20 protein-coding genes are annotated in these 25,554 nt (G+C 73.1%); 13 read left to right on the forward strand and 7 right to left on the reverse strand.

Annotated elements, in window-relative coordinates; all coding sequences use genetic code 11:
- The first annotated feature begins 49 nt into the window (after positions 1 to 49).
- The 7 genes from AC1DYZ_RS16985 (at position 50) to AC1DYZ_RS17015 (ending at position 7,697) form a co-directional block, all read left to right on the forward strand.
- A complete protein-coding gene (locus AC1DYZ_RS16985; protein WP_477066314.1) occupies positions 50 to 1,339 on the forward strand; it encodes a glycosyltransferase in 1,290 nt (429 codons plus the stop codon).
- Between the two features lie 218 nt (positions 1,340 to 1,557).
- Positions 1,558 to 2,955 (forward strand): trigger factor, encoded by a 1,398-nt coding sequence (gene tig / locus AC1DYZ_RS16990; protein WP_477066349.1) that lies wholly within the window; start codon positions 1,558 to 1,560, stop codon positions 2,953 to 2,955.
- Positions 2,956 to 3,172: 217 nt separating this feature from the next.
- A complete protein-coding gene (locus AC1DYZ_RS16995; RefSeq protein ID WP_477049902.1) occupies positions 3,173 to 3,790 on the forward strand; it encodes an ATP-dependent Clp protease proteolytic subunit in 618 nt (205 codons plus the stop codon).
- Between the two features lie 42 nt (positions 3,791 to 3,832).
- A complete protein-coding gene (locus AC1DYZ_RS17000) occupies positions 3,833 to 4,537 on the forward strand; it encodes an ATP-dependent Clp protease proteolytic subunit (protein WP_456825578.1) in 705 nt (234 codons plus the stop codon).
- A 215-nt stretch (positions 4,538 to 4,752) separates the two neighbouring features.
- A complete protein-coding gene (clpX, locus tag AC1DYZ_RS17005) occupies positions 4,753 to 6,033 on the forward strand; it encodes an ATP-dependent Clp protease ATP-binding subunit ClpX (protein ID WP_477066315.1) in 1,281 nt (426 codons plus the stop codon).
- A gap of 31 nt (positions 6,034 to 6,064) precedes the next feature.
- On the forward strand, positions 6,065 to 6,379 hold the full coding sequence (locus AC1DYZ_RS17010) for a chorismate mutase (protein ID WP_456825576.1): 315 nt from the start codon (positions 6,065 to 6,067) through the stop codon (positions 6,377 to 6,379).
- 121 nt (positions 6,380 to 6,500) lie between these two features.
- Complete coding sequence (locus AC1DYZ_RS17015) at positions 6,501 to 7,697, forward strand: baeRF2 domain-containing protein (RefSeq protein ID WP_477066316.1); 1,197 nt, start codon at positions 6,501 to 6,503, stop codon at positions 7,695 to 7,697.
- Between the two features lie 121 nt (positions 7,698 to 7,818).
- Here AC1DYZ_RS17015 and AC1DYZ_RS17020 read toward each other — a convergent pair whose 3' ends face one another.
- Both AC1DYZ_RS17020 and valS read right to left on the reverse strand, forming a co-directional pair.
- The gene (locus tag AC1DYZ_RS17020) at positions 7,819 to 9,624 is read right to left on the reverse strand and encodes an AMP-dependent synthetase/ligase (protein ID WP_477066317.1); all 1,806 of its coding nucleotides are present in this window, start codon (positions 9,622 to 9,624) and stop codon (positions 7,819 to 7,821) included.
- 1 nt (position 9,625) lies between these two features.
- Positions 9,626 to 12,253, reverse strand: coding sequence for a valine--tRNA ligase (gene valS / locus AC1DYZ_RS17025; protein WP_477066318.1), 2,628 nt, complete (start codon positions 12,251 to 12,253; stop codon positions 9,626 to 9,628).
- A 152-nt stretch (positions 12,254 to 12,405) separates the two neighbouring features.
- Here valS and AC1DYZ_RS17030 point away from each other — a divergent pair, with 152 nt between their 5' ends.
- From AC1DYZ_RS17030 to AC1DYZ_RS17045, 4 genes are read left to right on the forward strand one after another with little or no spacing between them, the layout of a single operon-like run.
- Positions 12,406 to 16,272, forward strand: a complete 3,867-nt coding sequence (locus AC1DYZ_RS17030; RefSeq protein ID WP_477066319.1) for a Pls/PosA family non-ribosomal peptide synthetase — start codon at positions 12,406 to 12,408, stop codon at positions 16,270 to 16,272.
- On the forward strand, positions 16,269 to 17,570 hold the full coding sequence (locus AC1DYZ_RS17035; protein ID WP_477066320.1) for a M1 family metallopeptidase: 1,302 nt from the start codon (positions 16,269 to 16,271) through the stop codon (positions 17,568 to 17,570). Before AC1DYZ_RS17030 ends, AC1DYZ_RS17035 begins: the two co-directional genes overlap by 4 nt.
- A 59-nt stretch (positions 17,571 to 17,629) precedes the next feature.
- Positions 17,630 to 18,646: a TIGR03557 family F420-dependent LLM class oxidoreductase gene (locus AC1DYZ_RS17040; protein ID WP_477066321.1), complete on the forward strand. Its 1,017-nt coding sequence runs from the start codon at positions 17,630 to 17,632 to the stop codon at positions 18,644 to 18,646.
- Entirely contained in the window at positions 18,643 to 19,407 is a 765-nt protein-coding gene (locus AC1DYZ_RS17045; RefSeq protein WP_477066322.1) for a coenzyme F420-0:L-glutamate ligase, read from the forward strand. The genes AC1DYZ_RS17040 and AC1DYZ_RS17045 overlap by 4 nt, the downstream gene beginning before the upstream one ends.
- Here the strand turns inward: AC1DYZ_RS17045 and AC1DYZ_RS17050 are convergent.
- On the reverse strand, positions 19,401 to 19,988 hold the full coding sequence (locus tag AC1DYZ_RS17050; protein ID WP_477066323.1) for an HhH-GPD-type base excision DNA repair protein: 588 nt from the start codon (positions 19,986 to 19,988) through the stop codon (positions 19,401 to 19,403). The two genes, AC1DYZ_RS17045 and AC1DYZ_RS17050, sit on opposite strands and share 7 nt — an antisense overlap.
- 36 nt (positions 19,989 to 20,024) lie before the next feature.
- On the opposite strand from AC1DYZ_RS17050, the gene cofC reads away from it, so the two are divergent.
- Positions 20,025 to 20,636, forward strand: coding sequence for a 2-phospho-L-lactate guanylyltransferase (cofC, locus tag AC1DYZ_RS17055; protein WP_477066324.1), 612 nt, complete (start codon positions 20,025 to 20,027; stop codon positions 20,634 to 20,636).
- A 44-nt stretch (positions 20,637 to 20,680) separates the two neighbouring features.
- Complete coding sequence (locus AC1DYZ_RS17060; RefSeq protein WP_477066325.1) at positions 20,681 to 21,733, forward strand: zinc-binding metallopeptidase family protein; 1,053 nt, start codon at positions 20,681 to 20,683, stop codon at positions 21,731 to 21,733.
- Here the strand turns inward: AC1DYZ_RS17060 and cofD are convergent.
- The 4 genes from cofD to AC1DYZ_RS17080 are packed head-to-tail and all read right to left on the reverse strand — an operon-like array spanning position 21,730 to position 25,440.
- Complete coding sequence (gene cofD, locus AC1DYZ_RS17065; RefSeq protein ID WP_477066326.1) at positions 21,730 to 22,674, reverse strand: 2-phospho-L-lactate transferase; 945 nt, start codon at positions 22,672 to 22,674, stop codon at positions 21,730 to 21,732. The genes AC1DYZ_RS17060 and cofD overlap by 4 nt on opposite strands.
- Entirely contained in the window at positions 22,671 to 23,444 is a 774-nt protein-coding gene (locus AC1DYZ_RS17070) for an ATP-binding cassette domain-containing protein (protein ID WP_477066327.1), read from the reverse strand. The genes cofD and AC1DYZ_RS17070 overlap by 4 nt, the downstream gene beginning before the upstream one ends.
- Positions 23,435 to 24,454: a putative F420-0 ABC transporter permease subunit gene (locus tag AC1DYZ_RS17075; protein ID WP_477066328.1), complete on the reverse strand. Its 1,020-nt coding sequence runs from the start codon at positions 24,452 to 24,454 to the stop codon at positions 23,435 to 23,437. Before AC1DYZ_RS17075 ends, AC1DYZ_RS17070 begins: the two co-directional genes overlap by 10 nt.
- Positions 24,451 to 25,440, reverse strand: coding sequence for a putative F420-0 ABC transporter substrate-binding protein (locus AC1DYZ_RS17080; protein ID WP_477066329.1), 990 nt, complete (start codon positions 25,438 to 25,440; stop codon positions 24,451 to 24,453). The genes AC1DYZ_RS17075 and AC1DYZ_RS17080 overlap by 4 nt, the downstream gene beginning before the upstream one ends.
- Positions 25,441 to 25,554: the final 114 nt, after the last annotated feature.

The raw sequence follows: 25,554 nt of genomic DNA on the forward strand, positions 1-25,554 counted from the left end.
CCAGGGTCTTGTTCGGGAAACGCCCCGACACCTCTGGGAGATCCGCACCATGAGCAGGATCCTGTTCACCCTGACGCCCGTCACCGGCCACGTGCGACCCGCGCTGCCGCTGGCTCGTGCCCTCGTCGAGGAGGGCCACGACGTCGTCGTCTACACGGGTCGCAAGTTCGCGCAGGCGGTCGCGGCGACCGGCGCCAAGCACGCGCCGATCGTGCAGGGACGCGACCTCGACGACGCCGAGCTCGACGCCTGGTCGCTGGCGCACGGCGCTCCGGCGACCGGGCCCACGCGGCTCCAGTGGGACGTGCTGCACCACGTCGTCGAGACCGTGCCCGGCTTCCTCGCCGAGATCGACGACCTCGTCGCCGCCGAGCGGCCCGACGTGCTCGTCCTCGACAACGCGTTCGTCGCCGGGGCGATCGCGGGGCGGCGGCACGACCTGCCGACCGTCCAGTTCACCGTCTCGCCGCTGGCCATCCCCAGCAAGGACGCTGCGCCCTACGGGATGGGGCTGCAGCCGCCGCGGACGGGCCTCGACGGCCTGCGGTACGCGTTCCTCGGCTGGTTCACGCAGAACGTCGTGTTCCGGGACGCCCAGAGGGCGGCGCAGCGGGTCGTCGCGGACGCCGGCCAGCCCGTCCCCGCCGGCTTCTTCCTCGACTGGACGCAGACCGAGGTCACCCGCGTGCTGCACACGTCCGTGCCGTCGTTCGAGTACCCGCGCAGCGACCTCCCCGAGCACGTCGAGCTGGTGGGCCCGTACCTGCCCTCCGGCAGCGACTGGTTCGAGCCCCCGGCGTGGTGGGACGACGTGCTCGAGGCCCGGGCCGCGGGTCGGCCCGTCGTGCTGGTCACGCAGGGCACGATCGCGACCGACCCCGAGCGGCTGCTGTGGCCAGCGATCGACGCGCTCGCCGACGAAGACGTCCTCGTCGTCGCAACCACCGAGGACCTCGGGTTCGCGTCGAACGTGCGGGCGGCGCCGTTCATCCCGTTCGACCGGCTGCTGCCGCTGGTGGACGTCCTGGTCACCGACGGCGGGTTCGGCGGGGTGCAGCAGGCGCTCGCGGCCGGGGTCCCGGTCGTCGTCGCCGGGCGGTCGGAGGACAAGGCCGAGGTGGGCGCCCGGGTGGTCTGGTCCGGCGTGGGGCTGTCGATCGCGACCGACAAGACCACCGACGCCACCACCGCGGAGGCCGTGCGCGAGGGTGTGCGGCGGGTCCTGGACGACCCGTCATTCGCGCGCCGGGCCGGCGAGCTGGCCGCGGAGTACGCCGAGTACGACGGGATCGCCCGGACCGTCTCGGTCGTCACGGAGGTCGCGGGCGCGGGTCGGTGAGCGGGTGCGGACGGGATACCGACGGGGTACGGACGGCGTGGGCGGTCCCACAACCTGCGGGCTTGGGACCGCCGCCCGCCGTGGCGTACTGTCGAGGGTCGCCAGCGTGCGGTCGTCGGCCCCCTCCACAGGGTGGCGGTGCGACGGTGCGAGGCCCTGACACCACGGAGATCGCCGGAGTCGCCGGCGCCCGCCCCGATCAGTTGGAGACCATCGAAGTGAAGAGCGCCGTCGAGACCCTGGAGCCCACCAAGGTCAAGCTGACCGTCGAGGTGACGTACGACGAGCTCAAGCCGAGCATCGAGCACGCGTACGAGCACATCGCCCAGGACGTCGTGGTCCCGGGCTTCCGCAAGGGCAAGGTGCCGCCGCGCATCATCGACCAGCGCATCGGCCGCCCGGCCGTCCTCGAGCACGCGATCAACGAGGGCCTGTCCGGCTTCTACGCCGAGGCCGTGCGCGAGAACAAGCTCCGCCCGCTGGGTCAGCCCGAGGTCGAGGTCACGCAGGTCCCCGGCCTGACCGCCGCGCCGAAGGGCGAGGAGGGCGAGCTGCACTTCACCGCCGAGGTCGAGGTCCGTCCCGAGATCACCGTCCCGGCGCTCGACGGCCTGGCCGTCACGGTCGACGACGTCGAGGTCTCCGAGGAGGACGTCCAGGGCCGTCTCGACGCCCTGCGCGAGCGCTTCGGCACGCTGGTCGGCATCGACCGCCCGGCCGCCGAGGGCGACTTCGTCGTCATCGACCTCACCGCCACCATCGGCGACGAGCAGGTCGACAACGTCTCCGGCGTCAGCTACCAGATCGGTTCGGGCAACATGCTCGAGGGTCTCGACGAGGCGCTCACGGGCCTGTCGGCCGGCGAGTCCACCACGTTCGAGACCGCCCTCGCGGGCGGCGACCACGCCGGTGAGACCGCGCTCGTCGCCGTCACCGCCACGACCGTCAAGGAGCGTCAGCTCCCCGACGCCGACGACGACTTCGCGCAGCTGGCCAGCGAGTTCGACACCCTGGAGGAGCTGACGGCGGACCTGCGCGAGCAGGCGTCGCGGATCAAGATCTCCAACCAGGCCGTGCAGGCCCGCGACCTCCTGCTCGAGCAGCTGCTCGCCGGCACCGAGATCCCGGTCCCGAACGGCGTCGTCGAGGCCGAGGTGCACCGTCACCTCGAGGGCGAGGGCCGGCTCGAGGACGACGAGCACCGCGCCGAGGTGGGCGAGCAGGCCACCACCGCGCTGCGCAACCAGATCCTCCTGGACACGCTCGCCGAGCAGCTCGAGATCAAGGTCAGCCAGAACGAGCTGCTCGACTACCTGGTGAACGCGTCGCGCCAGTACGGCATGGACCCGAACACCTTCATCCAGACCATCGACCAGCAGGGCCAGATCCCGACGATGGTCGCCGAGGTCGCCCGCTCGAAGGCGCTCGCCGTCGCGCTGCGCCGTGTCGCGGTGACCGACAACGCCGGGCAGGCCGTCGACCTGTCGGAGTTCATCGGCTCGGACGCTGAGGACGCAGCGGACGCCGAGGAGGCAGCCACGATCGCCGGTGGCGACGCCGCCGCGGACATCTCGGTGCTCGACGACGCCGAGACGGTCGAGGAAGCCAAGGCCTGACGCGTCACCTCGTCGGAAGGCCCCGCACCCGCTCGGGTGCGGGGCCTTCCGCGTTCTGGCGGGGTCCACGGGCCCGGCTCTGCCGTCAGCGAAAACGCACGGCGGCGGGACATGGGCGGGTGGGGCCGCGCGTTAGGGTCACTGCATCGCACGGGTCCCCGACAGGGGAGTGCCGCGCGGTGCAGGACAGACGTCACCGTCAGACGAGGGAGCCTTCGTGAACGAGCTAGTGCCGATGATGGCCAGGGCAGACGGCCCGGCCTTCGGCCTCAATGACTCCATCTACAACCGACTGCTCCGCGAGCGCATCATCTGGCTCGGCTCCGAGGTGCGCGACGAGAACGCCAACGCCATCTGCGCGCAGATGATGCTGCTGGCCGCGGAGGACCCGGACAAGGACATCTGGCTGTACATCAACTCGCCCGGTGGATCGATCACCGCGGGCATGGCGATCTACGACACCATGCAGTACATCCAGCCGGACGTCGCGACGATCGCGATGGGCATGGCCGCCTCGATGGGCCAGTTCCTGCTCTCGTCGGGCGCCCAGGGCAAGCGCTACGCCCTGCCGCACGCCCGCGTGATGATGCACCAGCCCTCGGGCGGCATCGGAGGCACCGCGACCGACGTGCGGATCAACGCCCAGCTGATCCTCCACATGAAGACCGTGCTGGCCGAGCTCACCGCGGCCCAGACCGGCAAGTCCGTGGACCAGATCAACGCCGACGCCGACCGCGACCGGTGGTTCACCGCCCCGGAGGCGTTGGAGTACGGGTTCGTGGACAAGGTCGTCACCAAGGCGGACTCGGTCGCCGGCGGCGGCGGCACGGCCTGACGGCAGCGCCGGTCGACCACCCTTCATCTTGAGGAGAAGCTCGTGAGCATGGAATCCCAGTTCATGGCCCGTGCCGGGATGCTGGCCGGCCCCGGCGGCCTTGCGCCGTCGTCGCCCGCCAGCCGGTACGTGCTGCCGCAGTTCGAGGAGCGCACGGCCTACGGCTTCAAGCGCCAGGACCCGTACACCAAGCTGTTCGAGGACCGCATCATCTTCCTCGGCGTGCAGGTGGACGACGCCTCGGCCGACGACGTCATGGCCCAGCTGCTGGTGCTGGAGAGCACCGACCCGGACCGCGACATCATCCTGTACATCAACTCGCCCGGCGGCTCGTTCACGGCGCTCACGGCGATCTACGACACGATGCAGTACATCAAGCCGCACATCCAGACGGTCTGCCTCGGGCAGGCCGCCTCGGCCGCGGCCGTGCTGCTGGCGGCGGGCTCGCCGGGCAAGCGCCTGGCCCTGCCCAACGCGAGGGTGCTCATCCACCAGCCGGCGATGGAGGGTGGCGGCTACGCGCAGGCGTCCGACATCGAGATCCACGCCAACGAGCTCATCCGGATGCGCGAGTGGCTCGAGCTCACCATCGCCCACCACACCGGGCGGGACATCGAGCTGGTCCGCAAGGACATCGAGCGCGACAAGATCCTCACGGCGCAGCAGGCGCTGGAGTACGGGATCGTCGACCAGGTGCTGGCCAGCCGCAAGGGCGTCGTCCCGACGACGGTCCAGCCCAAGCCGTAGCACCACCTCGGGCCGGGTCCGCGACCAGCGGGCCCGGCTCGGGTCGCCTCTGAACGGGTGGCGGTCGTGACACTACGTGCTGACTCTCGGCGTGTGTACGGCTGACATCCCGGCCGCGGTGGTGTGCAATGGGGGAGGACGCGCCACCCCGCGGGGCGGCGCCAGAACGACGCACCGCCCGACGGGCGGAGGGCGACACGAGGAAGGGGATCGACGTGGCTCGTATCGGGGACGGGGCCGATCTCCTCAAGTGTTCGTTCTGCGGCAAGTCGCAGAAGCAGGTCAAGAAGCTCATCGCCGGGCCTGGCGTCTACATCTGCGACGAGTGCATCGAGCTGTGCAACGAGATCATCGAGGAAGAGCTGGCGGAGGCCACCGAGGTCGGGCTGGTCGAGCTGCCCAAGCCGAAGGAGATCTTCGAGTTCCTCGAGCAGTACATCATCGGCCAGGAGTCCGCGAAGCGGGCCCTCGCGGTCGCGGTGTACAACCACTACAAGCGGGTCCAGGCCGGTGAGACGCGGACGTCCACCACGGACGACCACATCGAGATCGCGAAGTCGAACATCTTGCTGGTCGGCCCCACGGGCACCGGCAAGACGTACCTCGCGCAGACCCTGGCCCGCATGCTCAACGTCCCGTTCGCCATCGCGGACGCCACGGCCCTCACCGAGGCGGGCTATGTCGGCGAGGACGTCGAGAACATCCTCCTGAAGCTCATCCAGGCCGCCGACTACGACGTCAAGAAGGCCGAGTCGGGGATCATCTACATCGACGAGATCGACAAGATCGCCCGCAAGAGCGAGAACCCGTCGATCACGCGCGACGTCTCCGGCGAGGGCGTGCAGCAGGCGCTGCTGAAGATCATCGAGGGCACCACCGCCTCGGTCCCGCCGCAGGGCGGTCGCAAGCACCCGCACCAGGAGTTCATCCAGATCGACACGACGAACGTGCTGTTCATCGTGGCGGGTGCCTTCTCCGGCCTGGACGACATCATCGCGGCCCGCGCGCGCAAGCGCGTCGTCGGCTTCGGGGCCCCGCTGCTCGACACCGTCGACGAGGGCGACCTGTTCTCCGAGGTCCGGCCCGAGGACCTGCAGAAGTACGGACTCATCCCCGAGTTCATCGGCCGGCTCCCCGTCGTCGCCGCCGTCTCCCGGCTCGACCAGGACGCGCTCGTGCGGATCCTCACCGAGCCCAAGAACGCGCTGGTCAAGCAGTACCAGCGGATGTTCCAGATCGACGGCGTCGAGCTCGAGTTCGACGACGAGGCCGTGGCCTCGATCGCCGACCAGGCGCTGCTGCGCGGCACCGGTGCGCGTGGCCTGCGGGCCATCATGGAGGAGGTCCTCCAGCAGGTGATGTTCGAGGTGCCCAGCCGCGACGACGTGGCCCGGGTGGTCATCACGCGCGAGGTCGTGCTCGAGAACGTCAACCCGACGCTGATCCCGCGCGACACCGCGCAGGAGAAGCGCCCGCCCCGTGAGAAGAGCGCCTGACCGTCCAGCGTCCCGGCCTAGGATCGCGTCCGTGAGCGACCTGCCGACCCCGATCCCCGCCGAGCTGGCCCGCCTGCGCGGCAGCATCGACAACATCGACGCGGCCCTCGTGTACCTGCTGGCGGAGCGGTTCAAGGCCACGCAGCAGGTGGGCGTGCTCAAGGCGACCACGGGGCTGCCCCCCTCGGACCCGGCACGCGAGGAGCAGCAGGTCGCCCGCCTGCGGGAGCTCGCGCACACGGCCGACCTGGACCCGGTGTTCGCGGAGAAGTTCCTCGCGTTCATCGTCGAAGAGGTCATCCGCCACCACGAGGCCATCGCGCAGGGGCACGCACGCAGGGACTGACCGTCCGGGGTGGCGCACCGTCCCCGAGGGGCGGAAGGTAGGAGGGGTCAGCTCCGGCGGGCCGTGCGGGGCGGAGCACGCCTGCGGTCGCCGGGGATCGTCGATCCCGGAGGTGCTGCCCATGGACCTGCACTGGCTCAAGCCGCTGCTCGGCCGCCCGTCGCCATTCACGACCGTCTACCTCGACGCCACGCGCGCCGGGGCGACCGGTGATGCGGAGGCTCTCGAGCGGTGGAAGGCCGTCCGCCGCGCCCTCGAGCGCGACGGTGCGCCCGCGGGCGTGCTCGACGACATCGCGGACGTCGTGTCCGTGCCGACCGGCGTGCGTGGTCCGCACGGTCGGGTCGTCGTTGCGGACGCCCAGGGGGTGGTCGTGGACCGCGTGCTCTCCGAGCCGCCGGCGCAGTCGCACGCGGTGTTCGGGCCGGCGCCTGCGCTCCTGCCCGCGGTGCGGGCGGCTGACCAGACCGTGACCTATCTGCTCGTGGAGGTGGACCGCAACGGCGCGGACCTCACGTGGGCGGCGGGGGGAACCGTACGGACCGAGGGGGGTCCGGAGACCGAGACCGTCGAGGGCGGGCACGACGACGTGCACAAGACGCGCGAGGGAGGGCTGGACCGGCGCAGCCAGACCCGCGCGGAGGACTCCTGGGAGCGCAACGCGGAGGCCGTCGCCGCGGTGCTGGACAAGCGGGTCACCGAGCGCAGTCCGGACCTGGTGCTGGTGACCGGCGACGTGCGCGCCGTCTCGCTCGTCTGCGAGGAGCTCGGGCAGCACGCGCGGGAGCTGGTGGTCGAGGTGCCCGGCGGCGGGCGCGGGGACGGTGTCCGTCGCGACGCGTTCGAGACCAAGGTGACCGAGACGCTGGCGGCGTTCCGCGAGCGGCGCCGTCAGGCCGTGGTGGACCGGTTCCGGGAGGCTCAGGGGCGCGGTGGCGGTGCGGTGACGGCGCTCGACGACGTCATCGAGGTGCTGCGGCGCGGCCAGGTGGCCGAGCTGGTGATGCACATCGACGCGCTGTCCTCGGGCCTCGGTGAGCGGACGCTCTGGGTGGGACCCGAGCCGCTGCAGCTGGCCACGAGCGCGGCCGACCTCTCGTCGATCGGCGTGACCGGTGAGGCGCGGGAGATGGACGCGGGCGTCGCGCTCGTCCGGGCGGCGCTCGGGCAGGACGCCGGGCTGACGTTCGCCGAGGACGGCACGGTCGACCTGGTGGACGGCATCGGCGCCGTCCTGCGCTGGTCCGACGACTCGACCCCGAGCGAGGCGGTCCCGACCCAGTCCGCCGACCAGGCCCGCCTGCGCACGGTGGTGTGACAGCACGCAACGTCCGAGCAGAGGAAGCCCAGGGCCCCCATCTGCTCGGACGTTGCGCTGCTGCCGAGGCTTGCGTCCGAGCAGATGGGGGTCAGGACCTGCATCTGCTCGGACGTTGTGGTCAGTCGGTGGGGCGGGTGTCCACGTAGAGCGCGTCGATGTCTGCCGCGAAGTCCTTGAGGACCAGGGCGCGCTTCACCTTCTGGGACGGCGTGAGGTAGCCGTTGGCCTCGGTGAAGTCGGTGGTGAGCACGCGCAGCTTGCGGATGGACTCGGCGCGCGAGACGGCCTCGTTGGCGCGGTCGGCGGCGCGGTCGAGCGCCTCGACGACGCCAGGGTCGGCGGCGGCCTCGTCGACGGACATCGCCGGCATGCCGTGGTTCGAGAGCCAGCCGGGCAGCATCTCGGCGTCGAGCGTGACCAGGGCGCCGATAAACGGGCGCTGGTCGCCGACGACGACGACCTGGCTGACCAGGGGGTGCCCGCGCAGCCGGTCCTCGAGCACCGCCGGGGCGACGTTCTTGCCGCCCGCGGTGACGATGATCTCCTTGGTGCGGCCGGTGATCCGCAGGTTGCCCAGATCGTCGAAGGAGCCCAGGTCGCCGGTGCGGAACCAGCCGTCGACGAGCACCTCCGCGGTCGCCTCGGCGTCGTGCCGGTAGCCGCGGAACACGTGCGGGCCGGAGACGAAGATGTGTCCCTCGTCGTCGACCCGCAGCGCCGTGCCGGGGTACGGCGGACCCACGGTGCCGATGGTCGTCGCGCGGGGGTGCGTCACGGCCGTCGCGGCGGTGGTCTCGGTCAGGCCGTAGCCCTCGAGGACCTCGACGCCGATGCCACGGTAGAAGTGCCCGAGCCGCTCGCCCAGCGGCGCACCGCCGGAGATCGCGAACTCCGCGTGGCCGCCCAGCGCCGCGCGCAGCTTCGCGTGCACCAGCCTGCCAGCCAGCGCGTGGCGGGCACGCAGGGCGGCGCTCGGGCCGCCGGTCTCCAGCGAGCGGGAGTAGTCCTCGGCAGCTTTGGCGGCCCAGCGGAAGAGCTTGAGCTTCGTCCCGGAGCCGGCCTTCTGCTCGGCCGAGTTGTAGACCTTCTCGAAGACGCGGGGCACCGCGAGGATGAACGTCGGCTGGAACGTCCCGAGGTCCGCGACCAGGGACTTGGTGTCCGGGGTGTGGCCCAGCACCGCTCCCGAGGGCACGCAGAGCACCTGGATGAACCGCGCGAACACGTGCGCGAGCGGCATGAAGAGCAACGTGCGCGAGTGGGGCATCGCGACGACCTCGCCCAGGCCGGCCACCCCGTTGCGGGTGATCGCGACGAAGTTGCCGTGCGTGAGCTCGACGCCCTTGGGCCGGCCGGTGGTGCCGGACGTGTAGATGACGGTCGCCAGGTCGTCGGCGCGGGCGATCGCGCTGCGACGGCGGATCTCGGCGTCCGAAACCGCGGCGCCCGACTCGACGACGGCCGCGACGGCGCCGTCGTCGATGACGAGAACCTCGGTGAGGCCGGGCAGGTCGTCGCGGACCTGCGCGACGACCGCCGCGTGCTTCGCGGTCTCGACGAGGGCGAGCCGGACCCCGGCGTCGGCCATGATCCAGCGGACCTGCTCGGCCGACGAGGTCTCGTAGACGGGCACGCCGAGCGCTCCGGCCGCCCAGCAGGCGAAGTCGAGCAGGGTCCACTCGTAGCGCGTGCGGGACATGATCGCGACGCGTTCGCCCGGCTCGATGCCGTGCGCGACGAGGCCCTTGGCCACGGCCGTCACCTCGGCGACGAACTCCGCGACGGTGATCGCGGTCCACGCGCCGTCGACCTGCCGCTCGGCGAACGTCCCCGTCGGGTCACGCAGCAGCCGCTCCGCGAGCATCCCGGGGATGCTGTCCGCGGGGTCGACCTCGACGAGGGGCTCGGACCGGATCTCGCGCACGTCAGGCCTTCGGCTCGGGGGGCACCAGCTCGGCGTCGCGGGCGACGCAGGTCTCGCCGTTGCCGTCCGCCAGCGTGAGGGTGCCGGTGACCCGGCCCGCGGCGCGGATATCGTCGAGCGCGACCTCGACGCCCCGTCGCAGGGCGGCCGGGACGGCGAGCTCGACGGCGGTGATCTCTGTGCGCATCGACAGCTTGGCCTCGGACTTCACCTTGCGCAGCGCCGCGAGCGCCGAGCCCGCCGCGGCGACGACGCCGGGGTCGGCGGCGGTGCGCAGCGGCTYGGCGGACGGCCACGGCGCGCGGTGCACCGAACCGTCGCGCCACCACGACCAGACCTCCTCGGTGGCGAACGGCAGGACCGGAGCGAACAGGCGCAGCAGCACGTCGAGGGCGATCGCCAGGGCGGTGCGGGCGGAGACCGTCTCGGGGGAGGGGTCGCCGTACGCGCGGTCCTTGACCAGCTCGAGGTAGTCGTCGCAGAACGTCCAGAAGAACGTCTCCGACAGCTCGAGCGCGCGGGTGTGGTCGTACGCGGCGAGGGCGGCGGTGGCCTTGTCGACGACGTCGGCCAGGCCCGCCAGCATCGCGCGGTCGATCTCGACGGTGACCAGCGCCGGGTCCAGCGCGAGGGGCTCGTCGGCCGCGCCGAACGAGAGCGCGAACTTGGAGGCGTTGAGCACCTTGATGGCCAGGCGGCGGCCGATCTTCATCTGGCCGATCTCGAACGCGGCGTCGGTGCCCAGGCGCGCCGAGGCGGCCCAGTAGCGGACGGCGTCGGAGCCGTGCTCCTCGAGCAGGCCCATGGGGGTGACCACGTTGCCCTTGGACTTCGACATCTTCTTGCGGTCCGGGTCGAGGATCCAGCCGCTGATGGCCGCGGCCGACCACGGGAGCGAGCCGTGCTCGAGGTGCGAGCGGACCACCGTGGAGAACAGCCAGGTGCGGATGATGTCCTGCCCCTGGGGGCGCAGGTCCATGGGGAACACGCGGCTGAACAGGTCGGGGTCGGTGCGCCAGCCGCCGACGATCTGCGGGGTCAGCGAGCTGGTGGCCCACGTGTCCATGATGTCGGGGTCGGCGGCGAACCCGCCGGGCACGCCGCGCTGGTCGGCCGTGTAGCCGGCGGGCACGTCGGAGGACGGGTCGATCGGCAGCTCGTCCTCGGTGGCCAGCAGCGGCGCGTCGTGCCGCGGCTCGCCCTGCTCGTCGAGCGGGTACCAGACCGGGAACGGGACGCCGAAGAACCGCTGCCGCGAGACCAGCCAGTCGCCGTTCAGGCCGCTGACCCAGTTCTCGTACCGGACCTTCATGAAGTCGGGGTTGAACCCCAGCTCCGTGCCGCGGGCCAGCAGGGCCGCGCGCAGCGTCTCGTCGCGACCGCCGTTGCGGATGTACCACTGGCGGCTGGTGACGATCTCGAGCGGCTTGTCGCCCTTCTCGTAGAAGTTCGCCTTGCGCTGGGTGGTGACGGGCTCGCCGTCGAGGTCGCCCGTCTCGCGCAGGCCGGCGACGACCGCCTCGCGCGCGGAGAAGGTGGTCTTGCCGGCGAGCTCCTCGTAGCGGGCGCGCGCCTCGTCGGTGCTCAGCCACTCGGGGGTGTCGCGCAGGATGCGGCCGTCACGGCCCACGACGGAACGCGTCGGCAGCTGGAGCTCGCGCCACCACTGCACGTCGGTGAGGTCGCCGAACGTGCAGCACATCGCGATGCCGGCGCCCTTGTCGGGCTCGGCCAGGGTGTGGGCCAGGACGGGGATCTCGACGTCGAACAGCGGCGAGCGGACCGTGGTGCCGAACAGGTGCTGGTAGCGCTCGTCGTCGGGGTGCGCGATGAGCGCGACGCAGGCGGGGAGCAGCTCGGGCCGGGTGGTCTCGATGTAGACCGGTCCGTCGGCGCCGTGGAACGCGACGCGGTGGAACGCGCCCGGGTAGTCGCGCGCCTCGAGCTCGGCCTGCGCGACGGCCGTCTGGAACGTCACGTCCCAGAGGCCCGGCGCCTCGGCCTGGTACGCCTCGCCGCGCGCGAGGTTGCGCAGGAACGCCTGCTGGGCCACGGCCCGGGACTCCGCCGAGACCGTCTGGTAGGTCCGCGACCAGTCGACGGACAGGCCGAGCCGGCGCCAGACCGCCTCGAACAGCTGCTCGTCCTCGACGGTCAGGCGCTCGCACAGCTCGACGAAGTTCTTGCGGCTCACCGGCACCTGCGGCCCGGACTTGCCCTCGCCGCCCTCGAAGGGCGGGGTGAACTCGGCCTCGTAGGGCAGCGACGGGTCGCAGCGGACGCCGTAGTAGTTCTGCACGCGGCGCTCCGTGGGCAGGCCGTTGTCGTCCCAGCCCATCGGGTAGAACACCTCGCGGCCACGCATCCGCTGGAAGCGCGCGACGACGTCGGTGTGCGTGTAGGAGAACACGTGGCCGATGTGCAGCGAGCCGGACACGGTGGGCGGCGGCGTGTCGATCGAGTAGACCTGCTCGCGGGTCGCGGTGCGGTCGAACCCGTACAAGTTCTGCGCGGTCCACGCCTCGTCCCAGCGGGTCTCGACGCCGTCGAGCGAGACCCGGTCCGGTACCTGCCGCGTGCCGGTCGTGACGACGGGTGCGGTGGGCATGTTGGGGTGCGCGGAGCTCATGGGCAGACATCTTCCCAGATCGGTGGGGCCGGGGTGGCCGGGCGACCATCCGACGAACAGTCGGTGAACACGGCTGGACGCGTGCGCGACCGGAGCGCGCGTGATGCAAGGATCGCCACTCGCCGGTCGGGAGCGGATGATCGGGTGGACTCATGCAGACGGAGCGACGGGGAGGCTGGGCGATGGCCTCCGAGGGCTTCCTCCGGTCGCACCTCGCTGCACCCGCGCGCACCCTCCTGGACGTGCTCGACGCCACGGTGGCCGCGCACCCGGACGCCCCCGCGATCGACGACGGCAGCGCGGTCCTGACCTACCGGGAGCTGGCCGAGGCGGTCGGCGCCGGGGCCGCGGGACTCGCCGCGGTCGGCATCGGGCCGGGCGACCGGGTCGGGGTGCGCATCCCGTCGGGCACGGCCGAGCTCTACACGGCGATCCTGGCCGTGCTGGCGGCCGGCGCCGCGTACGTGCCGGTGGACGTGGACGATCCCGACGAGCGCGCGCGGACCGTGTTCGGCGAGGCGGACGTGGCGCGGGTGCTCACCGAGGGCGACCTGGAGACCAGGAAAGCGGCGCCCCCGTCGCGGCCGGGACTCGATGACGACGCGTGGATCATCTTCACGAGCGGCTCGACCGGGGCCCCCAAGGGCGTGGCCGTGACGCACCGGTCCGCCGCGGCCTTCGTGGACGCGGAGGCCCGGCTGTTCCTGCAGGACGCGCCGCTCGGCCCGGGCGACCGCGTGCTCGCCGGCCTGTCGGTCGCGTTCGACGCCAGCTGCGAGGAGATGTGGCTCGCCTGGGCGCACGGTGCGTGCCTGGTGCCCGCACCGCGCGCGCTGGTGCGCACGGGCATGGACCTCGGGCCGTGGCTCGTGGCGCAGGGCATCACCGTGATCTCGACGGTCCCGACGCTGGCGGGGCTGTGGCGCGGCGAGGAGCTGGCCGGCGTGCGGCTGCTCATCTTCGGCGGCGAGGCGTGCCCGCCCGAGCTGGCGGCACGGCTGGTCGGGGACGGGCGCGAGGTGTGGAACACCTACGGCCCGACCGAGGCGACCGTCGTCGCGTGCGCGGCGCTGCTCACCGGCGAGGGACCCGTGCGCATCGGCCATGCGCTCGACGGCTGGGACCTCGCGGTCGTCGCTCCCGACGGGACCCAGGTCGAGGAGGGCGGCGTCGGCGAGCTCATCATCGGCGGCGTCGGCCTCGCGCGGTACCTCGACCCGGTGAAGGACGCCGAGAAGTACGCGGCCGTCGACGGGCTCGGCTGGGAGCGGGCGTACCGCAGCGGTGACCTGGTCCGGTACGAGGCCGACGGGCTGCTGTTCCAGGGTCGGGCCGACGACCAGGTCAAGGTCGGTGGCCGGCGGATCGAGCTGGGCGAGGTCGACTCCGCGCTGCTGGGCCTGGCGGGCGTGGCCGGCGCCGCGGCGGCGGTCCGGCGGACGCCCGCGGGGACGGCCGTGCTCGTCGGGTACGTGGTGCCCGAGCCGGGCGTCGAGCTGGACCTGGCCGAGTCGCGCCGGCGTCTCAGCGCCAGCCTGCCCGCGGCCCTGGTCCCGCTGCTCGCGCGGGTCGACGCGATCCCGACGCGCGGCTCCGGCAAGGTCGACCGGGACGCCCTGCCCTGGCCGCTCGAGCGGCCCGACGAGGAGTCCGCGCCCGCCGTCGGGCTCACGCCCACCGGTGAGTGGGTGGCCGAGCGCTGGACCGCCGCGCTCGGCGTCGCGGTGGCCGGCCCCGGCGAGGATTTCTTCGCGTCCGGCGGCGGCAGCCTGGTCGCCGCGCAGCTGGTCAGCGCGCTGCGCGCCCGGTTCCCCACGGTGACGGTCGCCGACGTCTACGACTACCCGCGCCTCGGGGACCTGGCCGCGCGGCTCGACGAGTTCGACGCGCCGGTCGCGGCCGACGAGCGCGTCGTCGTCCCGACGCCGCGGCGGGCCCAGCTGCTGCAGACGGTGCTCGGGATCCCGCTCGCCACGTTGGTGGGCCTGCGCTGGCTCACCTGGCTGCTGGCCGCCGACGCCGTGCTCGTCGCGACGACGTCCGCTCCGTGGGTGCCCGTCGTGCCGGGCGTGTGGTGGTGGGTCGCGCTCGGCTGGGTGGTGCTCATCAGCCCGCTGGGCCGGATGGGGACCACCGTGCTCGTCGCGAGAGCCCTGCTCAGCGACATCGAGCCGGGCCGCTACCCCCGCGGCGGGTCGATGCACCTGCGGCTCTGGTTCACCGAGTCCTGGGCCTCGGCCGCGGGGGCCGAGAACCTGTCGTGCGCGCCGTGGGTCTCCGAGTACGCACGCGCGCTCGGCGCGACCGTCGGCAAGAACGTCGACCTGCACGCGCTCCCGCCGGTCACCGGCCTGCTCACGCTCGGCAACGGCTGCGCGGTCGAGCCGGAGGTGGACCTGCGCGGGCACTGGCTCGACGGCGACGTGCTGCGCGTGGGGCGCGTGCGGATCGACAAGCGCGCGACCGTCGGGACCCGCAGCACGCTCGCGCCGGGCACGCGTGTCGGTGCCTGGTCCGAGGTCGCGCCCGGGTCCGCGGTGCTCACGTCGGTGCCGCCCGGCGAGCTGTGGGTCGGCTCTCCGGCCACCTTCGACGGGCCGTCGCGCCGGCGCTGGCCGCGCGACCGCGCCCCGCGAAGCCGCCGCTGGGTCGCGGCCTACGGGGCGACCGCCGCCCTGCTCGCGGCTCTGCCCGTGGTCGCCGCGGTGTGCGGGCTGCTCGTCGTGGGTCTCGGGCTGCGTGGCTCGGTGACGTTGGGGGACGCGGCGGTCGACGCCCTCATTGCCGTGCCGCTCGGTGCCGTCACCATGGTGCTCGTGCTCGCGGTCGTGACGCTCGTGGCGGTGCGCCTGCTCGCGGTCGGGATGCGCGAGGGCTACCACGCGGTGCGCAGCCGGACGGGCTGGCAGATCTGGGCGACGCTGCGGCTCATGGACGACGCCCGCACCACGCTCTTCCCGCTCTACTCGAGCATGGCGACCTCGGTCTGGCTGCGGGCGCTCGGCGCTGACATCGGCCGCGACGTCGAGGCGTCGACCGCGCTGATGATCCCGTCGATGACCTCGGTCGGGGACGGCGCGTTCCTGGCCGACGACACCCTGATCGGCTCGTACGAGCTCGGGCACGGGTGGCTGCGGGTCGAGCGCAGCAAGGTGGGCAAGCGCGCCTTCCTCGGCAACTCGGGGATGATCGCGCCCGGCCGCACGGTGCCCAAGCGCGGGCTCGTCGCGGTCCTGTCCGCCACGCCCGAGGACGCGCGCGCCGGGACCAGCTGGCTGGGTTCCCCGCCCGTGAAGCTGCGACGGGTGGCGGGGGAGTCCGACGACGCGCGCACGTTCGAGCCGCGGACGCGCCTGCGGGTGGCCCGCGCGCTGGTCGAGCTGTGCCGAATCGTGCCCGTGATCTGCACGTTCGGGCTCGGCGTGCTCGTGCTGCTCGCGCTCCAGGCGGTGCTCGACACGTGGGGCCTGGGAGCCGCCGCGGTGCTCTCCCCGGTGGTCGTGCTGGCCGCCGCCGGCGTGGCCTGCGCGCTCGCGACGGCCGCGAAGTGGATCCTCGTCGGCCGCCTCCGGGCGGGCGACCACCCGTTGTGGAGCTCGTTCATCTGGCGCAACGAGCTCGCGGACACGTTCCTCGAGTCGGTCGCCGTCCCCTGGATGGGGCCGGCCACCATCGGCTCGCCCGCGCTCACGGTGTGGCTGCGCACCCTCGGCGCGCACATCGGCCGCGGCGTCTGGTGCGAGACGTACTGGCTGCCCGAGGCCGACCTGGTGACGCTCGGCGACTCCTCGACGGTGAACCGCGGCTGCGTCCTGCAGACCCACCTGTTCCATGATCGGGTGATGAGCATGGACACCGTGGTGCTCGGACGCGGGGCGAGCCTCGGTCCGCACGGGGTGGTGCTGCCCGCGGCCAGCCTCGACGACGGGTCTCGCGTGGGTCCGGCGTCCCTCGTGCTGCGCGGCGACGCGATCCCCGCGGGCTCCCGGTGGACCGGCAACCCGGTGGCCCCCGCGTGACCAGCCCGGCGGAGGACCCCTACCTGCCTGGGCGGCCCGAGGGGGGCATCGACGTCGCCCGGTACGAGCTCGAGCTCGAGTACCGCGTCGCCACCAACCGGCTCGCGGGCCGAGCGGTCGTGCACGCGCGCGCGACCCGGCCGATCGACAAGGTGTCTTTGGAGCTGCACGGGCTGCGGGTGTCGCACGTGCTCGTCGGCGGCCGGCGCCCCGACCGGTGGACGCACCGGGGGGACCGGATCTCCATCCGGCTGGGCCGCGAGGTACCCGCCGGGACCGTGCTCGCCATCGAGGTCGTGTACGGCGGGCAGCCCGGGCCGGTCAAGGGCCCGTGGGGTGAGGTCGGCTGGGAGGAGCTCGAGGACGGCGTCATCGTCGCCGGGCAGCCCGACGGCGCGCCCAGCTGGTTCCCGTGCCACGACAGCCCCGCGGACAAGGCGACGTTCGGCATCGCCATCTCGGCCGAGGCCGGCTACGAGGTGGTCGCCAACGGGCGCCTGCTGTCGCGCACCCCGCGCGCGGGCCGGGTCCGGTGGGTGTACGAGCAGAGCGAGCCGATGGCGCCCTACCTCGCCACCGTGCAGATCGGCCGGTACGCGCGGGCCTTCTCCGGCGGCGAGGTGCTCGTCCCGGCACGCCTGCGCGCCGCGGCCATGCACGACCTCGGGCGCCAGCCGCAGATGCTCGCGCTCTTCGAGGACCGCTTCGGGCCCTACCCGTTCGGCTCGTACACCGTGGTGGTGACCGACGACGACCTCGAGATCCCGCTCGAGGCGCAGGGGCTGTCCGTGTTCGGCGCCAACCACATGGACGGGCGGCGCGGGTCGGAGCGCCTGGTGGCGCACGAGCTCGCGCACCAGTGGTTCGGCAACAGCCTCACGGTCGCGCGCTGGAAGGACATCTGGCTGCACGAGGGGTTCGCCTGCTACGCCGAGTGGCTGTGGTCGCAGGAGGCCGGCGGCTGGGCCGCCGACCGGCACGCGCGGGCGGCCTGGGGGCGACTCGCCGGCCTGCCGCAGGACCTCGTGATCGGGGACCCTGGGCCTCACGCCATGTTCGACGACCGGTTGTACAAGCGCGGTGCGCTGGCCCTGCACGCCGTGCGGGTCACGGTCGGGGACACGACCTTCTTCGACATCCTGCGCGCGTGGACCGCCCGGTTCCGGCACGGGTCCGTGAGCACCGAGCTGTTCGTCGCGACCGCGAGCCACGTCTCCGGGATCTTCCTCGGGCCGCTGCTCGACGAGTGGCTCTACGCCGCGGCGCTGCCCGCGCTGCCGGTGCCCGCGCGCGGTTAGGGTGAATGCGGGGATGACCTCGCGGACCACCGCGAATCCCTCGTTCACCAGGAGTGTTGATGGCACAGGTCACGGCGGACGGCCTCACGGTCGGGTACGCGGCGATGCTCGAGCAGTTCCACCCCACCGAGGCGGTCGACCTGTCCGCCCACGCGGAGGCCCACGGGTTCTCCGGCGTCATGGCGGCCGACCACTACCAGCCCTGGGTGCCGGCGCAGGGGCAGGCGGCGTTCGTCTGGAACGTGCTGACCGCGCTGGGCGAGCGCACGACCGGTGACATCGGCCCCGGCGTGACGGCGCCGACGTTCCGCTGGCACCCGGCGATGGTCGCGCAGGCCTCGGCGACGCTCGCCGCGATGTACCCGGGCCGGCACTGGCTCGGGCTGGGCTCGGGCGAGGCGCTCAACGAGCACATCGTGGCCAACTACTGGCCCGAGGCCCCCGAGCGGATCAACCGCATGTTCGAGGCCATCGAGATCATCAAGAAGCTGTTCTCGTCGTCGATCGCGGGCAAGGACGTCAAGCACGCCGGGCAGTTCTACAAGCTCGAGTCGACGCGGCTGTGGACCATGCCGGAGGTCGCGCCCGAGATCCTCGTGGCCACAGCCGGGCCCGTGACCGCCAAGCGCGCGGGCCGGCTCGCGGACGGGCTCATCACCGTCGGGGCGCCGCTGGAGAAGATCTCCGGTCTGTTCGGCAAGTTCGACGAGGGCGCGCGCGAGGCCGGCAAAGACCCCGCGTCGATGCCGAAGGTGCTGCAGCTGCATCTCTCGTGGGCCGAGACCGACGAGCTGGCGCTGGCGCACGCGATGCACGAGTGGCCGAACGGCGGCATGAAGTTCCCCAAGGCCGACATCCGCTCGCCGTTCGACTTCGAGCAGATGGCCAAGCTGGTCCGGCCCGAGGACTTCGAGGGCCGCATGGTCATCTCCGCGGACCCCGACAAGCACCGCGCCGAGATCCAGAAATACGTCGACCTCGGCTTCGACCGCATCTACCTGCACAACGTCGGGCGCAATCAGCGCGAGTGGATCGAGACCTTCGGGGCGGACGTGCTGCCCAAGCTGGTGCGATGACCGCGCGCCTCGAGGTCTGGGCGCCGGCCGGGCTGCCGGAGATCGCACCCGGCGACGACCTGGTCGCGCTGCTCGCCGACCTGCTCCGAGATGACCCGCCGGTCGACGGCGACGTGCTCGTGCTCACGTCGAAGGTGGTCTCCAAGGCCGAGGGCCGCGTGGTGTCCGCCGACGACCGCGAGCAGGCGATCACCGACGAGACCGTGCGCGTCGTCGCCACCCGCGAGCACTCGACCGGGGTCACGCGGATCGTCGAGAACCGGCTCGGCCTCGTCATGGCCGCGGCCGGGGTCGACGCCTCGAACACGCCCGAGGGGACCGTGCTGCTGCTGCCGGTCGACCCGGACTCGTCGGCGCGTCGCCTGCGGGCCGGGCTGTCGGACGTGTTCGGCGCGCGGATCGGCGTCGTCATCACCGACACCGCCGGGCGGCCGTGGCGGCAGGGCGTCACCGACATCGCGATCGGCGCCGCCGGGCTCGTGGTGCTGGACGACCTGCGCGGACAGGTCGACACGTTCGGCCGCCCGCTGGTCATGACGCAGGCGGCCGTGGCCGACGAGATCGCGTCGGCCGGCGAGCTGGTCAAGGGCAAGGCGGAGGGGCGGCCGCTGGCCGTCGTCCGCGGGCTCGGGCACCTGGTGACCGACGACGACGGGCCCGGTGCGCGGGCGCTGGTGCGGCTCGGGGCCGAGGACATGTTCGCCCAGGGCAGCGCCGAGGCGTACTCGCAGGGCTGGAAGGACGCGCTGCGCGATCAGTGAGCGGTCGAGGCGTTCTGCGCCTTCGCCGCCGCCTTGGCCGCCTGCTTCGTCGCGCGGACCTCGCTCAGCGAGACCGGATCGGTGACGTCCGCGATGGACCGACGAGCGCCCGGCTCCCCGTAGGCGCCGGCCGCCTCGGCCCAGCCGGCGGGCTGCACACCGCGCTGCTTGCCCAGGAGCGCGAGGAAGATGCGGGCCTTCTGGTCGCCGAAGCCGGGCAGCGCCTTGAGCCGCCTGAGCACCGTGGGCCCGTCGGGGTCGCCGTCGGTCCACAGCCGGGTCACGTCGCCGTCGTACTCGTGCACGATCGCCGCGGCGACGGCCTGGATGCGGCCGGCCATCGAGCCGGGGTAGCGGTGCACCGAGGGCGGGGTCGCGCACAGGGCGGCGAACGCCTCGGGATCCGCCTCCGCGACGCGGTGCACGTCGAGACCGTCCATGCGGGCGGCGATCTTGGCGGGACCCGCGAAGGCCGACTCCATGGTGACCTGCTGGTCGAGGAGCATGCCGACGAGCAGCGCGAACGGGTCGTCGGTCAGGAGCTGGTCGGCGGTCGGGTCGCCGGTGAGCCAGAGCGTCATGAGGGCATCCTCTCGCGAGTGGGGGAGGATGCGCCCGTGCGATGGGTCGTGGTGGTACCCGTGAAGCCGGCCGCCGACGGGAAGACGCGGCTGGCCGGGGCGTTGTCCCCGTCGTCGCGGGAGCGGCTGGTGCGGGCGATGGCGATCGACACGATCGTCGCGGCGGCGGCCGCCGAGGGCGTCGACCGGGTGGTGGTCGTGACCGCCGACGGGCCGTTGCGGGAGCTGCTCGCGGCGACCGTGGAGCTGGTGGACGAGCCCGGCGGCGGCCTGAACGCGGCCGTGCGCGCGGGGATCGACCGCGCCCGCGTGGGGGACGTCGGGGTCGCCGCCCTGCTGGGCGACCTGCCCGCGCTGCGACCGGCCGACCTCGCGGACGCCCTGAGCATGGCCGCGGCGCACGACCGTGCCGTCGTCGCCGACGCCGATGGGACCGGCACGACCCTGCTCACGGCGCTGCCCGGGCTCGCGCTCGATCCGCGGTTCGGCGCGGGCTCCGCGGCGGCGCACGAGCGGGCCGGGCACGTCCGGCTGGCGGTGCCCGCCACGTCGACCCTGCGGCGGGACGTCGACGTGGCCGACGACCTGGCCGAGGTCCAACGGCTCGGGGTCGGCGCCGCGACACGCGCGGTGCTCGGCGTGGACTGAGGGTCCGGTCCGAGTCGGGTCGCGCGTGGGCTAGCGTCGGCCGCGTGCTCCTCTACCGTTGCCCCCGCTGCGAGAGCGTCGCCTTCATCGAGACCACCGCGTGCGACGCCTGCGGCCTGCAGATGGGGCTGCACCCACCCACGCTGACGATGCGCCCGGCGCCCGAGCAGGGCACCGACATCGACGGCACGTGGTGGTTCCCGTGCACCAACCGCAGCTGGGGCTGCAACTGGCTCGCCGCGTCGGACTCGGGTGCCGGTCGATGCGTCGCGTGCCGCCTGATCCGCACGCGCCCGAGCAACGACGACACCCTCGCGCTGGAGAAGCTGGCGAAGGCCTCGACCGACGAACGGCGGCTGCTCGTGCAGCTCGCCGATCTCGGGCTCCCCGTCGTGCCCTGGCACGAGAAGCCGGGCGGCCTCGGGTTCGACCTGCTCTCGTCGCGTTCCGACGGTGCGCGCGTGCCGATCGGGCACGCGAACGGGATCATCTCGATCGACCTCGCGGAGTCCCTCGACGCGCACCGCGAGGCGCTGCGGATCAGCCTCGGGGAGCCGTACCGCACGATGCTCGGGCACTTCCGGCACGAGGTGGGGCACTACTACGAGTGGATCCTGGTCGAGCAGACGGGCTGGATCGACGAGTGCCGCACGATCTTCGGCGACGAGCGCGCCTCGTACCGGGACGCGATCGCCCGCCACTACCGCACGGGGGCACCGCGGGACTGGGCGGACAGCTTCATCTCGGAGTACGCGACGATGCACCCGTGGGAGGACTTCGCGGAGTCGTTCGCCCACTACCTGCACCTCACGGGCACCCTGCAGACGGCGGCCGCCGGGCGGCTGACCGTGCAGGTCGAGGGCGTCCGGCAGTTCCCGGACGGTGAGGTGCGTCCGCGCACCAGCTACGCCGACGCGACGATGGACGAGGTCCTGGCCGACTGGCTCCCGCTGGCCACGTTCCTCAACCGCGTCAACCGCGCGATGGGCAAGCACGACCTGTACCCGTTCACCATCTCCACGCCCGTCGCCCGCAAGCTCGACTTCGTGCACCGCGTCGTGACGGCCTCCCGGGTCGAGCACCCGTTCGGGGCCTAGCGGCCCACCAGCGCGAGGGCGTCCGCCGCGATGCGGGCGGTCGTCGGCACGTCCGTCATGAGCGTGTCGACGGCGCGCGTGGTCAGTCCCGCGGCCCGCAGCGCGACGACCGCGTCGGCGTCGCGCGCGTCGACCAGCCACGCGTCGAGGATCCCGTCCGGCCGTCGGCCGTAGTGCTCCGCCACCGCGAGCGCCGTCGTCTCGACGCCGATGGCCGCCAGGCAGGCGTCGGCCATGCCCCGCACGGGGGCGCCACCGATCACCGGGCTGACCCCGACCACCGGCGCGGCCGTGGTGCGCAGCGCGTCGCGGATGCCGGGGATCGCGAGGATCGTGCCGACGGAGACCACCGGGTTCGACGGCGGGATCACGACGACGTCGGCGTCGGCGATCGCCTCCAGCACGCCGGGCGCCGGTCGGGCCGTCGCCAGGTTCGTCTGGACGAACTGCGTCGCGGGCAGCGCGGCGCGGTGCCGGACCCACCACTCCTCGAAGTGGATCGTCCGGCCGTCCTCGACGACGACGTGCGTCTCCACCTCGTCGTCGGTCATCGGCAGCAGAGTCACGCCCGGCTGCCAGCGGTCGGCCAGCCGCGTGGTGACGCCCGAGAGCGGCAGCCCGCCGCGGAGCAGCTCGGTCCGGGCCAGGTGCGTCGCCAGGTCGAGGTCGCCGAGCGTGAACCACTCCCAGCCCAGGCCGTACGCCTGGAGGTCGTCGCTCACGCGCCGGGACTCGTCGCGCCGGCCCCAGCCCTGGTCCTCGTGCACGGCGCCGCCCAGCGTGTACATCAGGGTGTCGAGGTCGGGGCACACCCGCACGCCGTGCAGCCACATGTCGTCGCCGGTGTTGGCGATCACCGTGATCTCGGTGTCGGCCAGCTCCCGCAGCCCGCGCGTGAAGCGCGCGCCGCCGACGCCGCCGGACAGGACGGTGACCTTCATCGGGACTCCTTGGACGGTTCGTGGAAGGCGATCACCGGACGACCCGTCCGGGGGTGCTCGAGGACGTCGGCCTCGACGCCGTAGACCTGGCGCAGGAGGTCCGGTCGCAGGACGTCGCGTGGGTGGCCGGCGGCCGCGAGGTGCCCGTCGGCGAGGACGAGCACGTGCTCGCAGAACGCCGCGGCGAGGTTGAGGTCGTGCAGGGCGGCGACCGTCGTCGTGCCCAGGTCCCGGACGAACGCGAGCAGGCTGAGCTGCGCGCTGACGTCGAGGTGGTTGGTGGGCTCGTCGAGGAGCAGCAGGTCGGGCTCCTGCGCGAGCGCGCGGGCGATCTGGACGCGCTGCCGCTCGCCACCGGACAGCGAGGACCAGGGGCGGTCGGCGAGGTGGTCCGCCTGCGCGCTGACCAGGGCACGGTCGATCGCCGCGTCGTCGGGATCGCTGCCCCAGATCGTCCGGTACGGGATGCGGCCGAGCGAGACGACCTCGCGGACCGTGAGGGGGATCGTGCTGGTCGACTCCTGCTCGAGCAGGGCGATCCGCTGCGCACGACCCTTCCGCGGCAGGTGGTGGACCGGCGTGGTCTCGACCAGCACGGCCCCCTTCTCGGGGAGCAGAAGTCCCGCGATGAGCCGGAGCAGCGTCGTCTTGCCCGCGCCGTTGGGGCCGAGCAGGCCGGTGAGGTGGCCGTCGGGCGGGGTCGCGTCGATGCCGTCCACCACCCACCGTCCGCCCAGGCGGGTGCCGACGCCGTCGAGGGTCAGGTCCATGCAGTCCCCTTCCCGCGCCGCAGCAGGTAGGCGAACACCGGCACCCCGATGAGGGCCGTCACGATGCCGACCGGCAGCTCGCGCGGGTCGAACAGGGTGCGCGCGAGCGTGTCCGCCCAGACCAGGAACACGGCGCCGCTCAGCGCGGCGACGGGCAGGAGCCGGCGGTGCGCCGGCCCGGTGAGCGAGGAGACCGCGTGGGGCAGGATCAGGCCGACGAAGCCGATCGCGCCGCTGACCGCGACCATCGCCCCCGTGAGCAGGGCGACGACGGTCATGAGCGTCCACCGGGTGTGGTTGACGTCGATGCCCAGGGCCGCGGCCGACGTGTCCCCGAAGGCGAACGCGTCGAGGCGCGTCGAGCTGAGGATCAGGACGGTGCCGACGACGAGCACCGCGACKCCCGCGATCGCGACCGAGCCCCAGGTGGACCCCGCCAACGAGCCGAGCAGCCAGTTGAGGATCTCGCGGTAGGAGTCGCCCGTGGCGGTCCAGAAGATGACGAAGCTGGTGCCCGCCGCGGCGAGCTGCGAGACCGCGAGACCCGCCAGGACGGTCCGACCCGGCGCGAGCGTGCCGCCCGTGCGGGCGAGCGCGAGGGTCGCGACGAGCGCGAGGAGCGCCCCGGCGAACGCCGCGACGGGCAGCAGGACGCTCACGCCCACCACCAGCACCGCGACCGCCCCCAGCGACGCGCCCGACGACAGGCCGAGCAGGTACGGGTCGGCCAGCGGGTTGCGGGTCAGGCTCTGCATCACCGCGCCGGCGAGCGCCAGGCCGGCGCCGACCGCCGCCGCGGTCAGGACGCGGGGGAGGCGCAGGTCCCACACGATCGCGTCGTGCAGGCGCGAGACGCTCTCGACCGGTAGCCCCAGGTGCCCGCCGATGCTGCGGGCCACCTCGGCGACGCTCAGGGCGGCAGGACCGATGGTCACGGCCACCAGCACGGTCACGACGAGCGCCGCGACGCCTGCCGTGACCAGCAGGCTCAGCGGTGTCCGGCCCTTCACCCCAGCGCGGCGAGCTGGTCGTCGAGCGACTTCACCGCGTCCGCGTTGCGCACGCCGGCCTCCGACGCCGGGAACGGGATGGTCAGGTACCGGTGCTCCTTGACGGCGGTCAGCTGGTTGGTCGCGGCGTTGGCCTCGAGCAACTCGATCTTCTTGGCGGCCGTGTTCCAGCTGGCGTCGACGAGCACGATGACGTCCGGGTCCGCCGCGACGACCTGCTCCCAGCCCGCCGACGTCCAGGTGTCGTGCACGTCGGCGAAGATGTTGGTCAGGCCCGCGGCGTCCATCATCATCTGCGGCGCGCCGATGGCCGCCCCGACGTACGGGGTGTCGGTGCCGGAGCTGTACCAGAGGGCCGTCGTCTCGCCGGTCGGCGGCGTGGCGCTCGCGAGCGTCGCCTTCTGCTCGGCGATGAGCTCCTCCGCCCGGTCCTGGACGCCGAAGATGCTCGCGACCTCGCGGATCTCGTCGTCCACCTTGTCGAACGTCAAGGGGTCGGGCATGTAGCCCTCCTCCTTGCACGCCGCCGGGGAGACATAGGTGCCGATCCCGAGGTCCTGGAGCGTGGCCCGCTCGCCGACGCCGTCGGCCGAGAAGTTCGACTCCCAGCCGCCGTAGACGAAGTCCGGCTCGAGGGCGAGCAGCGCCTCCTGGCCCGGCACCTTGTCCGAGATCACCGGGATCTGGTCGTACGCCGCCTGCTGGTCGTCCGGCACCGGCCCGTCGGCGAACGCCGTGCCGATCATCGCGTCCTGCAGGCCGAGCGCGAGCAGCATCTCGGTGGCCGTCGACTTGATCGTGACGACCTTCGTCGGGGGCGCGTCGACGGTCACCGCGGTGCCGCAGTTGTCGAGCGTGACGGGTGCGAAGGACGCCGTGCTCTCGGTCGTCGGGCTGCTCGCGGCCTCCGGCGTGCTCTGGGCCGAGCAGGCGGCGAGGGCGCTCGCGGCCGCGACGGCGACGACGGCGATCCGAGTTCTGCGCATGGGGATGCTGGCTCCGGGGGTTCGTGGGGCGCGCGGCGGCGGGTCGCTCGCGCTGGGGGTGGGGTGCACGTCGCACCTCCGGAGGGCCGCCCACAGCCGGGCAGCACGACCCGA

The sequence above is a fragment of the Cellulomonas sp. P1_C4 genome, assembly GCF_056406355.1.